13 protein-coding genes and 1 pseudogene are annotated in these 14610 nt (G+C 41.8%); 11 read left to right on the forward strand and 3 right to left on the reverse strand.

Annotated elements, in window-relative coordinates:
- The first annotated feature begins 410 nt into the window (after nucleotides 1-410).
- From AAEZ00_RS13045 to gloA, 11 genes and pseudogenes are all read left to right on the forward strand, one after another.
- Nucleotides 411-2309, forward strand: a complete 1899-nt coding sequence (locus AAEZ00_RS13045) for an EAL domain-containing protein (RefSeq protein WP_351088738.1) — start codon at nucleotides 411-413, stop codon at nucleotides 2307-2309.
- 150 nt (nucleotides 2310-2459) lie between these two features.
- Nucleotides 2460-3038: an electron transport complex subunit RsxA gene (gene rsxA / locus AAEZ00_RS13050; protein ID WP_101034661.1), complete on the forward strand. Its 579-nt coding sequence runs from the start codon at nucleotides 2460-2462 to the stop codon at nucleotides 3036-3038.
- Between the two features lie 2 nt (nucleotides 3039-3040).
- Nucleotides 3041-3619 carry an electron transport complex subunit RsxB gene (rsxB, locus tag AAEZ00_RS13055; protein WP_124013157.1) on the forward strand — a complete coding sequence of 193 codons (579 nt, stop codon included), beginning with the start codon at nucleotides 3041-3043 and terminating at the stop codon, nucleotides 3617-3619.
- A complete protein-coding gene (rsxC, locus tag AAEZ00_RS13060; RefSeq protein WP_351088739.1) occupies nucleotides 3613-6099 on the forward strand; it encodes an electron transport complex subunit RsxC in 2487 nt (828 codons plus the stop codon). Before rsxB ends, rsxC begins: the two co-directional genes overlap by 7 nt.
- 14 nt (nucleotides 6100-6113) lie before the next feature.
- A complete protein-coding gene (gene rsxD, locus AAEZ00_RS13065) occupies nucleotides 6114-7166 on the forward strand; it encodes an electron transport complex subunit RsxD (RefSeq protein WP_351088740.1) in 1053 nt (350 codons plus the stop codon).
- Between the two features lie 2 nt (nucleotides 7167-7168).
- A complete protein-coding gene (gene rsxG, locus AAEZ00_RS13070; protein ID WP_502959330.1) occupies nucleotides 7169-7816 on the forward strand; it encodes an electron transport complex subunit RsxG in 648 nt (215 codons plus the stop codon).
- On the forward strand, nucleotides 7809-8504 hold the full coding sequence (locus tag AAEZ00_RS13075) for an electron transport complex subunit E (protein WP_101031120.1): 696 nt from the start codon (nucleotides 7809-7811) through the stop codon (nucleotides 8502-8504). The genes rsxG and AAEZ00_RS13075 overlap by 8 nt, the downstream gene beginning before the upstream one ends.
- Before the next feature lie 59 nt (nucleotides 8505-8563).
- Nucleotides 8564-9226, forward strand: a complete 663-nt coding sequence (gene nth, locus AAEZ00_RS13080) for an endonuclease III (protein WP_124013059.1) — start codon at nucleotides 8564-8566, stop codon at nucleotides 9224-9226.
- Between the two features lie 581 nt (nucleotides 9227-9807).
- Nucleotides 9808-10257, forward strand: coding sequence for a hypothetical protein (locus tag AAEZ00_RS13085; protein WP_101031116.1), 450 nt, complete (start codon nucleotides 9808-9810; stop codon nucleotides 10255-10257).
- Nucleotides 10258-11144: 887 nt separating this feature from the next.
- Nucleotides 11145-11415: pseudogene (locus AAEZ00_RS13090) on the forward strand (endonuclease III); the annotation flags it as partial.
- 456 nt (nucleotides 11416-11871) lie between these two features.
- Nucleotides 11872-12282: a lactoylglutathione lyase gene (gene gloA / locus AAEZ00_RS13095; RefSeq protein ID WP_124013057.1), complete on the forward strand. Its 411-nt coding sequence runs from the start codon at nucleotides 11872-11874 to the stop codon at nucleotides 12280-12282.
- Between the two features lie 150 nt (nucleotides 12283-12432).
- Here the strand turns inward: gloA and ruvB are convergent, their stop codons facing one another.
- Genes ruvB through ruvC form a run of 3 tightly spaced genes read right to left on the reverse strand, consistent with a single transcriptional unit; the run spans nucleotide 12433 to nucleotide 14606 of the window.
- Nucleotides 12433-13437: a Holliday junction branch migration DNA helicase RuvB gene (ruvB, locus tag AAEZ00_RS13100; RefSeq protein ID WP_101031112.1), complete on the reverse strand. Its 1005-nt coding sequence runs from the start codon at nucleotides 13435-13437 to the stop codon at nucleotides 12433-12435.
- A gap of 33 nt (nucleotides 13438-13470) precedes the next feature.
- Nucleotides 13471-14088, reverse strand: coding sequence for a Holliday junction branch migration protein RuvA (ruvA, locus tag AAEZ00_RS13105; protein ID WP_124013056.1), 618 nt, complete (start codon nucleotides 14086-14088; stop codon nucleotides 13471-13473).
- Nucleotides 14085-14606 carry a crossover junction endodeoxyribonuclease RuvC gene (gene ruvC, locus AAEZ00_RS13110; RefSeq protein WP_059743772.1) on the reverse strand — a complete coding sequence of 174 codons (522 nt, stop codon included), beginning with the start codon at nucleotides 14604-14606 and terminating at the stop codon, nucleotides 14085-14087. Before ruvC ends, ruvA begins: the two co-directional genes overlap by 4 nt.
- Nucleotides 14607-14610 lie beyond the last annotated feature (4 nt).

Raw genomic sequence — 14610 nt, forward strand, 5'->3', positions numbered from 1 at the left:
CCCCAGTAGTTCAGTTGGTAGAACGGCGGACTGTTAATCCGTATGTCACTGGTTCGAGTCCAGTCTGGGGAGCCATTATTATTGGCAATATTTTATTCTGTTAAATCCTCGCGTTTGTTAAGCTACTCTTTACTTTCAATATCATAACCTTCCAAATTGCTTCATTTATCTTAGTTATCATCATTTATTTAAGACTGTTTCTTAGTGAAATATCGTTGATTTTTCTATATGAAATAATACCTTAGATTAATAATTAACTAATCTCATTTCTGCTATGATAATATTGATTATAATATACACTATTTAGATCATTATATTTTTGGTTAACATCTTGTTCGAACCTCTTCAGTACAAAGCTTGTGCCGGACTGAACAAATTTAGCCAAAAACACTCATGGGAATGGATGTTTTATGGGCTTATCGAAATCCTTTCAGCTGGTTCTTTTCCTTGTGTTCGGATTATTAATCTTCCAAATTTACACGGTCGAAAATAACCAAGTACAGGAACAAGGTGAAGTTGCGCGCGCAAGTTATCAACAAAATGTACAAACCATTGATGACTGGCATGGCAGCGGAGAAGCGTTATACCAACGCATGTCTAAAGACTTTTCTTTTCAGTTTTTTCAATATATCCATAATACCGACAGTAATAATAATTTTACCTATGGCAGTTTACTTCGCCCTTCAGACGATTTTGCCAGCCAAGTTTTTGATATTGAATTAGGTCACGTTCAAAACTTTGCCGACGGTCGCTTACAAGTGAGATTAGACACTGCCAGTGTGTTGTCACCTAGCTTTAATGACTTAAGGCAAACCGCGACCTTATTAATCGCGGCATATATCATTCTGATGCTGTTATTTGCCGCACTTGTGCAGTTACATCGTCGTAGAATCAACTATGCCGCTGAATACATTGCTCATATCCCTGACTTATCATTCCTCGCCATTGAAAAATCACGCTTCCCAGGCGTACTGAAACCATTGGGTAACGCAATAGAAACTTGCCGTGGTCAATTAAAGCTCAGCCTAGATCGGGTAAGTAAAGAAAATGAATTGTTAACCAAAGCCGCTTACCAAGATCCCGTCAGTGGCTTTTCAACGCGCCAACGCTTTACCCAGCATATTGAAGCGATAAGTAAAACGGATAAACAGCAATATGGTGTACTGGTTGTGGTTAAGGCGGCTGAACTTGCAAGCGTCAACCAATTACATGGCCGCGCTGCTGGTGATGATTATTTAGCAAAACTGGCAAGCTGCATTCGTAAATCGGCATCAAAGCTTGGCGCGAATAAGTGCTTTAGGGTTTCCAGTGGTGATTTTGCTGTTTTCATTGACAGTATTTCCCTAAAAGAGGGTGAGCGATTTTTAGAGCAACTTAAACGTTATCTTGACGAATATGCCCAAAGCACAAAAAGTGACTCTATAGCGCATGCGGGTATGGTGCCCTATCAGCAAGGAAACGAGCCATTAGCATTGATGGCATTAGCTGATACCGCTGTCAGCGTGGCACAAACTCTGGGGCCTAATCGTTACTATCAATTAGAGAAGCTATCGGGTGATGAGCAAGTCGGAACAGACCATTGGAAAATCACCATCGGCGACTTGATTAATCGTCGAAGCGTAAAATTTTATCAGCAACCTATTCAACCCTGTAACAATGCTACTGAAGTTTACCGCGAGTTACTGGCTCGCTTTTATAACGGCGAAGGTAGACATTTACCAACAACCACAGTGATTGCGATGGCTGAACGTTATGGGATGAGTATTGAATTAGATAAAATGATTGTCACACAAACCATTAAAATCTTGAGTGAAAACCCGAGTATTTCAGGTCATATGGGAGTGAATATCAGTGCGTCCTCAGCGCTTCAAGGCAGTTTTACGGTTTGGTTAAAAGATATATTGTCTAAACATCGTGGCACCGCTGCTCGATTAGTGTTTGAACTTAATGAATCAGGAATGCAGACCAATTTAGAGTCTAGCCATCAATTTGTTACCGAGATACACAAAGTAGGAGCAAAAATCGCTATCGAGCGCTTTGGTTTAGGCTTTACCTCATTTAAATTTTTCCGTGAGGTACGTCCTGACTTTATCAAGTTAGACAGCAGTTACAGTGACAATATAGAACAAGATAATAATAATAAGTTTTTTATTAGGATGATCGTTGATATCGCAAAACGCATCAGTATCCGCGTCATAGCCACGGGTGTTGAAAAACAGGATGAAAAGCTCACCCTAGAAAAACTCTTAGTGGACGGACTACAAGGATATTATATTGCTAAACCTGAATTGTTGTTGCTTAAACAGTAACAACAAGGTTAATAAAGGGTAAAAAAGGGTAAAAAAACACGCTTTTATTCTAAGGTTAAACATTTTATGTTTAACCTTATTTTTTATCCGTTGTTTATCGGCGTCAAACCTAAGATAATACTAACAACTATTGGTCAAAAAATTGTAGCAATGACAGATTACCTTCTCCTGTTAATCGGCACAGTGCTGGTAAACAACTTTGTTCTGGTAAAATTCTTAGGTCTATGCCCTTTTATGGGGGTGTCGAGCAAATTAGCGTCAGCAATTGGGATGTCGATGGCAACCACGTTTGTGTTGACCCTAGCGTCTATTTTGAGTTATTTAATTAATGAATTTCTGTTACAACCATTTGATCTCAGTTATTTACGCACCATGAGCTTTATTTTAGTGATTGCCGTCGTGGTGCAATTTACTGAAATGGTAGTGCAAAAAACCAGTGCCTCCTTACATCGCGCGCTGGGCATTTATTTACCATTAATCACCACCAATTGTGCCGTATTAGGCGTCGCTTTACTTAACGTCAATGAAGACCATAATTTTATTCAATCGGCTATATATGGTTTTGGTGCTGCGGTTGGCTTCTCATTAGTGTTAATTTTATTTTCTGCCATGCGTGAGCGATTAGCGGCCGCCGATGTGCCCTTACCTTTTAAAGGTGGTGCAATTGCCATGATCACTGCCGGGTTAATGTCATTAGCCTTTATGGGGTTTGCGGGGCTGGTTACTTAATGATTTCGAGTATATTAATTGCCGTCGCCATACTAACCGCCTTAGCATTGGTGTTTGGTGTCATTTTGGGTTTTGCGTCGAAAAAATTTAAAGTCGAAGGCAACCCTATTGTTGATCAAGTAGAAACCTTGCTACCGCAAACTCAATGTGGTCAATGTGGTTTCCCTGGTTGTCGACCCTATGCAGAAGCCATCGCCAATGGTGAGAAAATCAATAAATGCCCTCCAGGCGGTACCGCTACCATGGAAAAAATTGCTGAGCTCATGGGGGTAGAACCTGAAGCGTTAGGCGAAGAGGCTCAAGCTAATGTGAAAAAAGTGGCTTACATCCGCGAAGATGAATGCATTGGTTGCACTAAGTGTATCCAAGCCTGCCCAGTTGACGCTATTTTAGGTGCTGGTAAATTAATGCATACCGTTATTGTCAAAGATTGTACTGGCTGTGACTTATGTGTTGAACCTTGCCCTGTCGATTGTATAGATATGATCCCCGTTGCAACCACAATACAAAATTGGGACTGGAAGTTACACGCTATCCCAGTAAACGTGATCGATCCTGAGCAAGAGGAAAAACGGTGCTAACGTTATTAGAGCAATTAGATAAAGGTACTTTGTGGCGCTCTCCTGGCGGGATCCATCCACCTGAACTTAAATCATTATCCAATCAACGCACAATTTTACCTTTACCACTGTCATCGCGATTTGTGGTACCGGTTCCCCTTGTCGGTCAACAGGCCGCACTTAGCATTCGTGTTGGTGACAAGGTATTAAGAGGACAATCAATCACTGAAGGTGCTGGTTTTACCTATTTACCGGTTCACGCGCCTACCTCTGGGACGGTTGTGGCAATAGAAGAACACCATAGTAACCATCCCTCTTTATTACCTGTGTTGAGTTGCATCATCGAAGCTGATGGTCAAGATACTTGGTGTGAACTGGTACCAGGTCAGATTGAACAACTGTCAAAACCGGCTATTCTAGACAAAATCAAACACGCAGGGATTGCAGGCATGGGCGGCGCGGCGTTTCCTAGCCATGTCAAACTCAACCCCGCCAGCGAAATCGATTTAGTCATCATTAATGGTGTGGAATGTGAACCCTATATCAGTGCTGATGATCGATTAATGCGTGAATACAGTGATGAAATCTTAACTGGCATAAGTATTATTGATCATTTACTTAATCCACAGCGCATTATCATCGCCATTGAAGACAACAAACCTGAAGCCGCGCAGGCTATGGAATCGGCTATTCATCGCAGCTCATTGCCCAACGACATGATCCGCGTCACCGTTATTCCAACAAAGTACCCTTCTGGCGGTGAAAAACAACTTATTCAAATTATTACCGGTAAAGAAGTGCCAAGTGGCGCGATTCCAGCCCAACTCGGTATTGTTATGCATAACGTCGGTACCGCCTATGCAATACAAGATGCGGTATTACAAGGTAAACCACTCATTGAACGCGTGGTGACATTAACGGGTGAAAGCATCGGTAAACCCGGAAACTATTGGCTTAGAATAGGCACAACCGTAGCCGATGCCCTCAGTCAAGTTAGTTTCAAACCAGAGCGCGCGCAAAAAATCATTGTAGGCGGCCCAATGATGGGATATGCAATAGCCGAACTTGATGTGCCAATATTAAAAGGCACCAACTGTTTGCTAACACCAAGCCAAACAGAAATAGCACCCGATTCAGATGAGAAAGCCTGTATTCGATGTGGTGAGTGCGCTGTCGTTTGCCCGGCATTATTGTTACCACAACAGTTATTCTGGCACGCAAAAGCTGAAGAATACGATAAAGCAGCGAGTTTTAATTTAAAAGACTGCATTGAATGTGGTTGTTGTAGCTATGTCTGTCCAAGTGATATCCCCTTAGTTGAATACTATCGTATCGCTAAGTCGGCGCTGAAAAATACCGCTGAAGAAAAACTTCAAGCTGAAAAAGCTAAACTTCGTTTTGAAGCTCGCTTACAACGTCTTGAAGATGAAAAAAATGCGCGCGAAGAAAAATCAAAGCAAGCTGCCGCCAAGCGCCAAGCAAATATGAAATCGAGTGATAAAGATGCTGTTGCCGCCGCGATGGCACGTATCGCCGCGAAAAAAGCTCAAGCAACAGACTCAGTAACGCAAGGTTCCGCTGCCACAAGCCTTGCATCTTCGAGCAATGTAGCAATCGATACCACCGACGTAAATAAAACAGTCATTAACGCCGCCATTGAACGTGCTAAAGCTAAAAAAGCTGCATTAGCCAATGAGTCAACGCAAACAAACGCCCTCAACACACCCAGTGGAGCTGAAGTTATCAATGAGTCAGCCCAACCACTAGATGACAAAAAAGCTAAAATTGCCGCGGCGGTTGCACGTGCTAAAGCCAAAAAAGCTGCATTAGCCAATGGCTCCGCGACAACAAGTACTACCGATACAAAAAGCACTGCGGTGACTGAACATGCTGTCGTTAGCAAAAAGGAGACTATTACCGATAATGACAACAACACTGCGAGCGAAGCTGAAGTAACTCATTCAGCCACCACCCAAGCTGTAGATGACAAAAAAGCTAAAATTGCCGCGGCGGTTGCACGTGCTAAAGCCAAAAAAGCCGCATTAGCCAATAGCTCCGCGACAACAAGTACTGCCGATACAAAAAGCACTGTGGTGACTGAACATGCTGTCGTTAGCAAAAATGAGACTATTACCGATAATGACAGCAACAATGCGAGCGAAGCTGAAGTAACTCATTCAGCCACCACTCAAGCTGTAGATGACAAAAAAGCTAAAATTGCTGCGGCAGTTGCACGTGCTAAAGCCAAAAAAGCTGCATCAGCCAATGGCTCCGCGACAACAAGTGCTGCCGATACAAAAAGCACTGCGGTGACTGAACATGCTGTCGTTAGCAAAAATGAATCTATTACCGATAATGACAACAACAATGCAAGCGAAGCTGAAGCTGAAGTAACTCATTCAGCCACCACCCAAGCTGTAGATAACAAAAAAGCCAAAATTGCTGCCGCTGTCGCCAAAGCGAAAGCGAAAGCGAAAAAGCTCGCTAACAGTGCTAAGTAAGAGGAACAATAACTATGGCATTTAAAATTGCCTCATCTCCACATGTCAGCACAACATTGCACACCAATAAAGTGATGAAACGTGTCGCGCTATGCCTAATACCGGGTATTGCAGTACAAAGCTATTATTTCGGTTATGGTACTCTTGTACAGTTATTACTTGCCATTACAGTGGCTTATTTAGCTGAATCTGCCGTAATGAAGTTACGAAACAAAAATATTACCGCCACGTTATCTGATAATAGTGCATTGGTTACTGCAAGCTTACTTGCGGTTGCGATTCCGCCTTTAGCACCTTGGTGGCTCATTGTAATAGGCACAGTATTTGCCATTGTCATCGTTAAGCAGCTTTACGGCGGGCTGGGTAATAACGTCTTTAACCCGGCTATGGCCGCTTACGTTCTATTGTTGATTTCATTCCCAGTGCAAATGACATCATGGGTCGCACCGCAAACGCTCACGCTCAATAGCGCAGATTTAAGCAATACTATTAACAGTATTTTTCAATTAAACAGCGTCTATTCGGCAGATTTTTTTCGGCTTGCGATTGACGGCACCACAATGGCAACACCACTGGACACACTTAAGACCGATCTTTCAATGGGCATGACCACGACAGAAAGTTTGGCTAAAATCATCTTCAATGGCAGTGTCGGTGTCGGTTGGTTTTGGGTGAATTTGGCTTACCTTGTAGGTGGGCTAATCATGCTCAAGCTTCATGTTATACGCTGGCACATCAGCGTCTCTATTTTACTGACATTATTTATTTGCGCCAGTGGCGGATTTTTAATCAGTCCGGATACCTTCGTCAGTCCAATGATGCATTTATTTTCCGGTGGTACCATGTTGGCGGCATTTTTTATTGCCACCGACCCTGTCACTGCAGCAGCGAGTCCTCGCGGTCGACTGATATTTGGCGCCATGATAGGCTTACTCATTTACTTAATACGCACCTTTGGTGGCTACCCTGATGCCGTCGCATTTGCCGTATTGTTAGCTAACATGTGCGCACCTTTTATTGATTATTATGTTCGTCCGCGTAGCTATGGTCATCGAGCAGGAAATTAATTATGTCTATTTTAACAACTAACCCGATGATTAAAAATGGCCTGTTACTCGGCCTATTTGCCTTATGTTGCACCGGCCTCGTCGCTTTTGTGAATGCCTTAACCAGTGACACAATATTATTGCAACAGCAAAAACAATTAACCCTAACGCTTAACCAAATTATTCCGACCGAATTACACGACAATGTACTCAGTGAACAATGTATTTTGGTTAATTCTCCGCAGCTATTAGGCACTAAAGCCGATTTGCCGGCCTATCTTGCTTATAAAGGTGAACAACCTGTTGCCATCGCGATTGAAGCCATTGCTCCAGATGGTTATAACGGAGCAATAAAACTCATTATTGGCGTTGATAACACCGGGACAATATTGGGTGTTCGTACCCTTTTCCATCAAGAAACGCCTGGCTTAGGCGATAAAATTGATTTACGAAAGTCTGATTGGGTCACTCATTTCAGCGGCAAACGTTTTACTGGAAATTTAAGCGACTGGAAAGTGAAAAAAGATGGCGGACAATTTGATCAATTTACCGGTGCGACCATTACTCCGCGCGCTTATGTTAAAGCCATTGCAAATGCGATGACATTTGTTGAACAACATCGCCAAGCGCTCTACCAAAGTCATTATGCCTGTGAGGCCAACCATGAGTAATTATCGTGCAATCGCGGCTCAAGGGTTATGGAAGAATAACCCCGGATTAGTCCAACTATTAGGTTTATGTCCGCTGCTTGCTGTGACAGCAACAATCACAAATGCATTAGGTTTGGGGGTTGCCACTTTGTTGGTACTAATTGGATCCAATGTCTTAGTTTCCTTGGTACGCGATATTGTTCCTAAAGAAATTCGTATCCCAGTATTTGTTATGATCATTGCCGCACTTGTCACTTGCGTACAATTACTGATCAACGCTTATGCCTATAATCTATATTTGTCGTTAGGCATTTTTTTACCACTGATTGTGACCAACTGCGTCATCATCGGCCGCGCTGAAGCATTTGCCTCTCGTAACTCTGTAGCCCACTCGGCCTTTGATGGATTAATGATGGGGTTAGGTTTTACTGCTGTACTGGTTGTTTTAGGTGCCAGCCGAGAATTACTCGGTCAAGGGACCCTATTTGGTGGTGCTGATTTATTATTAGGTGATTGGGCGAGTGTGTTAACGATTCATGTGTGGCATGTGGACACACCATTTTTATTGGCGATGTTGCCGCCGGGAGCATTTATAGCGATGGGATTATTAATTGCCCTTAAAAATGTCATCGATAGCCGAGTAAAAGCACAGCAGCCTAAAGCTGAAAGTGTTGGCGTGACGCGTGCTCGGATCACTAAAGTCAACTAACAAGACTCCGCGGTTACTCTAAAACGGCCGTTAACTTAACGATGAATTGACTGATTAATATGAATAAAGATAAACGTATCCAAATTCTCAACCGATTAAGAGACAATAACCCTAAACCTGAAACTGAATTGAACTTTTCAAGTCCATTTGAGTTATTAGTTGCTGTGACATTATCAGCACAAGCGACCGATGTCAGTGTCAATAAAGCGACCAATAAGCTGTTTCCTGTTGCCAATACGCCTCAAGCCATATTTGACTTAGGGGTTGACGGGCTTAAGCAATACATTAAAACCATTGGCCTATACAATAACAAAGCTATTAATGTGATTAACGCCTGTAAAATGCTGCTGGATTTGCATAATGGTGCGGTACCAGAAAACAGAGACGCACTAGAAGCTTTACCTGGCGTGGGTCGAAAAACAGCAAACGTCGTTCTCAATACGGCATTTGGCTGGCTAAAAGATAATGAAGGTAGATACTTTATTGCTGTTGATACACATATTCAACGAGTAGCTAATCGCACAGGCTACGCTAAAGGTAAGACTGTTGAAGAAACCGAACAAGCCATCATTAAGAACACCCCTAACAAAACTGAATTTATGTATGATCTACATCACTGGTTAATTTTGCATGGTAGATACACGTGCATAGCACGAAAGCCTCGCTGCGGTTCTTGTATTATCGAAGACTTGTGTGACTTTAAAGAGAAGACTGAAGACTAAAGATTTACTTAACCCATTTATAATCTCATCGTCAGCTATGGTAGGTAATCATTATCATAGCTTGATCTATCTTCACTCTTGCCACGAAGAGTAAGTGGTTCTGTTATTACTTATTTAGTATTTTCCTGACACTGAAATGAACTTTCGAGATATCCAGAAAAATATTGAAAGTTTGAATTTATCGAATAAAAAGTTAAGGTTAGTAGCTGCCAAAGAGGAGACTCTTGCCTGAATGTAAAACGGATTCAAAATAGACTGTTTACATACTAAAGCTGACGTATCGAGTTCTGTTTAAATTTATATTGCAGCCCAGTTTTATTATGCCACTATAATTTTCTACTTATATAAGCACCGATAGGTATGCCAATTAATCTGCCCGCCTCTAAACCAAAAGTAGCACCAACATGACCTCGTGTTCCTGCACCTATTAAGCCCGATTTTTCTGCAGTTTTCCCCAAGCTATTGCGGTCATATGATCACCTGTATGTTAAGCAAATCAAAATTAGACAAAGTAAAAACATTGAACTATTTTTATATCACTGTGAACACTCATGTTCACGAGTCATTAGGAAATACAAAAAATGAAAACAAATTCAATCCAAGGATTATTGTTTTGTGTATTAAGCTTATTCGCTATTCAAAATGTATATGCAGCAGAAGAACCACCTTTTATTGGTGGTGAGTATTGGGAAGTTACAGGTATAAAAATATCCGATGGTGCTGGCCTTAAATATTCGACGTGGCTTGCGGGCGAATGGCGTAAAAACAGCGATTATGCCAAATCTCAAGGCTGGCTAATAGATGCTAAAGTTATTAGTAATGTACACCCAAGAATGGATGAGCCTGACCTTTACTTGGTTCGTGTATTCGAAAACATGGCATCCGTTGCTGAAAATGAAAAGCGTCGTACCACGTATATGGCGTGGGCAAAGAAAAGTATGGAAAAGATGGAATCTGAAAGCGGTAACCGTGCTGAGTTTCGAACCATCATGAGTACTTCATTGCTGCAAGAGATGAAATATCGAGATTAAGACTTAACTGTTACCAAAAAAGTAGGGGGAGCTTCATTACCCTACTTTTTTTATCGAGAAAACAACACTCACACATCACTCATTCACAACAGCAAACAAACCGTCAGCATCTATAAGGCCAAACAAGCTGCACATACCCAAATCTCCACCATAGAACATCGCCAACTAAACAAAAGGCCTACCGACTATCGTCAATAGAAAGCTTGCCCACTTAATGTTTGCTCTACGCCACAAAACGGATAGTTTCTGATACTAAAAATCTGCTTTTGAAAGAACTATTTAGATAGGATAAGAGAAGCTTTGGTGTTGCTACTAGTCACTTTCGCAATGAGCATGTTTGTCAGTTTTTTAGAGAGTTAACAACATTTCATTCCAAGATATGATGCTAAGCGTCACGATGACCTCAAAGCGGTCGATTTTTGTTATTCGACATAACCTCACCCAACGCTAACATAGAGACGAAAGTGGGCGTTAAAATATTGAGTTGGTAGTTTGGACTTAAGTAGTTTGATCTATTGATATATATAGGTAAGCAAGAGCAATAGAGCATTTTTCATTTCATTAAGTACAGCAGATAGATGTGGCTCGCTGTGATAACGGCTAGTGAATTTAACGGACAATTAGCATCTGAAATCGAGAGTGTAGTGACATCGTTAATTTGACATAGTTTGGTAGGCTTTTAAGTCGCAATGAGAGTGATGAGAGTGATGAGAGTTAGACTCGCGCTTACAACAAAAATCAGCAATTAAAATTACAGTATCAATAACTGTTTTAGCGATAAACGGAAGTTTTGATATTGCTGCTGTTAACTTCCGTTAAGCACAAAACAACCCAATAGTGTATTCTTTCCATATAAAATATATGCAATAATTAACACCACTTAAAGTTGGCCCACGATTGCGGTCGACACTCATATTTTTAGGTTAGCGAATCGCACTAAGTTTACTCTTGGCAAAAATGTTGACCAAGTTGAACTGAATATGCTTAAAGTGGTGCCAAGTGAGTTTAAAGTGGATGTAAATCATTGGTTTAATCTACATGGGCGTTACACTTGTTTAGAGCGAAAACCACGTTGTGGCAGCTGTATTATTGAAGACTTATGGCTATTTTTAGTGGATATAATGGCAATTTAAAGACAAGGTCTATCCAGAAGAATAACCCCAAATCACCTAGGGTGTTTTGGGGTATTTATATCAATGTATTGAATGTTAACTCATCAATTAACATGCAATACATTTATTTAGCGGTGGTTCAAATGGGGCTATCTATTTTATGATGGTGCTTAAAACATCGACACAAAAAACGCGCTAAAACAAATTGCGATTACGACAGTCGTGCCTAAGGCCATTTTTAATTCTGTATTCATTGTCTTGCCTCCATATGTGTATAACGAAATAATAACGCTTTTAGGCCAAATGCCCAAAAGATAACATCATAAATGTGAGCCAAAGCAAAATATGATTATTGTCTATTCGAGAACAACTGGCTATCCACTCGAGTAAAACAATGCAACCTCACCTTGTTCGTTTTAAGTTTTAATCAATCAGAACTGCAAAACTTTTCATTGTCATCTGAGCTTGTTAAAGTCAGATAAATTTTATAAGAGAGCATATCATGTCGCAATTACTTCATACGATGATCCGAGTAGGCAACCTTGAACGTAGCATTCAATTTTATACCCAAGTCATGGGAATGAAACTACTACGCCAATCTGAAAACCCAGAGTACAAATACACCCTCGCTTTTGTTGGTTTTGGTGAGGAAACAACAGGCCAAGCCGTTATAGAGTTAACTTATAATTGGGGTGTCGATACATATAATTTGGGTAATGGCTTTGGGCATTTAGCCATAGGCGAAGACGATATTTATGCCCGTTGCGAGACGATTGCTGCCGCTGGCGGTAACATTACTCGAGCACCGGGTCCGGTTGCCGGCGGCAAAACTGAAATTGCCTTTGTTGAAGATCCTGACGGATACAAAATTGAGTTAATTCAAAAGAGTTCGGCGACTGAAGCGTTAGGTTAGATCCATCCTTATCACCACAAGTTAAATAGCTAGGCCTGATCATATATCGCTCACCTAGTAAGATTAAAACCAGCGAAAGCTGGTTTTTTTATCTAAAACGATATTGGTCTAATTGCGTATGTTCACTAAAGCAAGTGGATAAGATTGGGCTTATTCGGGCTTAACAAGACTAAAATGATCATAAGCTCTTTGACTCGCAATACGGCCTCTTGGTGTGCGCTGAATAAAGCCTTGCTGAATTAAAAAAGGCTCCAGTACGTCTTCAATCGTTTCTCTATCTTCACCGATGGCCGCCGCGAGGTTATCTAATCCTACAGGGCCACCCATAAATTTATCAATAATGGCAAGCAAGAGTTTACGATCTAAGTAATCAAAACCTTGCTCATCAACATCGAGTAAATCGAGGGCATATTCGGCCACTTTTTGGGTCACTTTGCCATCATGTTTGACTTCAGCATAATCGCGAACCCGGCGTAATAAACGGTTGGCAATTCGCGGGGTGCCGCGTGAGCGCTTGGCTATTTCAATCGCGCCTTGACCATCTATCTCAAGTTCCATCACCTTAGCTGAACGGATCACTATGGTGGTAAGATCTTTCACATTGTAAAATTCTAACCGTAATGGAATACCAAAACGAGCCCGCAATGGTGAGGTTAATGCACCGGCACGCGTGGTAGCGCCAATAAGTGTAAATGGCGGCAAATCTAATTTAATCGAACGCGCAGCAGGACCTTCACCAATCATAATATCAAGTTGGTAGTCTTCCATCGCCGGATAAAGGATCTCTTCGACTACAGGGCTTAGACGATGAATTTCATCGATAAACAGCACATCCCCCTCTTCAAGGTTAGTCAGTAAAGCCGCTAAATCCCCCGCTTTTTCAAGTACAGGGCCAGAAGTGGATTTGATATTCACTCCCATTTCATTGGCTACAATCATCGCCAAGGTTGTTTTACCTAAACCTGGAGGACCAAAAATTAGCATGTGATCAAGTGCTTCGCGACGATTTATCGCTGCTTGAATAAAAATCTTAAGCTGGGCTCGAGTATCATCTTGACCTGTATACTCATCCAACATTTTAGGGCGCATAGCACGATCAATAAGTTCATCTTGACCTTGTTCCTGTGGCTGGATTAGACGATCAGCTTCAATCATTTTTACGTACCCTGTTTATGCATATCATCATATTTATAACATTGATTTTAATGCAGCTTTAATTAACGTTTCAGAACTCATACCTTGTTTAAAAGCCGCAGAAACTGATTTACTGGCTTGTGCAGGTTTATAGCCTAACGATAATAACGCGGAAATGGCATCTTCCTCTGCACTGTCTGCTGTCGGAGCCGGTGTATAATTACTCTGCAACATAAATTCGCGCTCAGAACCCGCTGATGCTTCAAGCAAGCTTTTAAGCTTATCACGCATTTCAATGACTAAGCGTTCAGCGGTTTTCTTACCCACGCCAGGTAACTTGACTAAGGTGGCAATGTCGTCACGTTCGACACATGAAACAAACTCCGATGCTGTCATACCCGATAAAATGGTTAACGCTAACTTAGGGCCAACGCCGTTGGTTTTAATCAATAAACGAAATAATGCCCGCTCTTGTTTAGTGATAAAGCCATAAAGTAACTGCGCATCTTCACGCACCACAAAATGGGTAAATAACATCGCAGCATGATTTAACGCTGGCAACTCATAAAAGCTGGTCATGGGCACTTGCAACTCATAACCGACACCATTGACATCGAGCACCACTTCAGGCGCGTGTTTTTCAACTAAAATACCACTTAGACGACCTATCATTTGTATCTTCCATATGTTCTGCTGCTAGCTTTACCACCCATAGCGATAAGGCTTTGATAAGTATGAAAATGGCATATTGCTACCCCTAACGCATCCGCCGCATCGGCTTGTGGTGAAGCAGGTAGTTTAAGTAATTGCTTAATCATATGTTGAACTTGTGTTTTTTGGGCTCGACCCGTCCCTACGACTGCACTTTTTATCTGTGTCGCGCTATATTCAGCAACAGGCAGTCCGGCACATGTTGCCGCGACAATCGCCGCGCCTCTTGCTTGACCCAGTTTTAGGGCAGAGTCGGCATTTTTTGCCATAAAAACCCGTTCAATGGCAAACTCATCAGGCTGATATTGAGTAATAATTTCGCATAGACCCGCATAAATTTGTTGTAATCGTTGGGGTAAATCATCGGCAGATGTTCGGATACAGCCGCTGCCAAGGTAAATCTGTTGACGGCCTTGGCATTGGATCACACCATAGCCTGTAATACGGGAGCCGGGATCAACCCCTAAAATAATGGCCATTGAT

It is taken from the genome of Shewanella sp. S1-49-MNA-CIBAN-0167, from assembly GCF_040310145.1.
Taxonomy (GTDB): domain Bacteria; phylum Pseudomonadota; class Gammaproteobacteria; order Enterobacterales; family Shewanellaceae; genus Shewanella; species Shewanella psychromarinicola.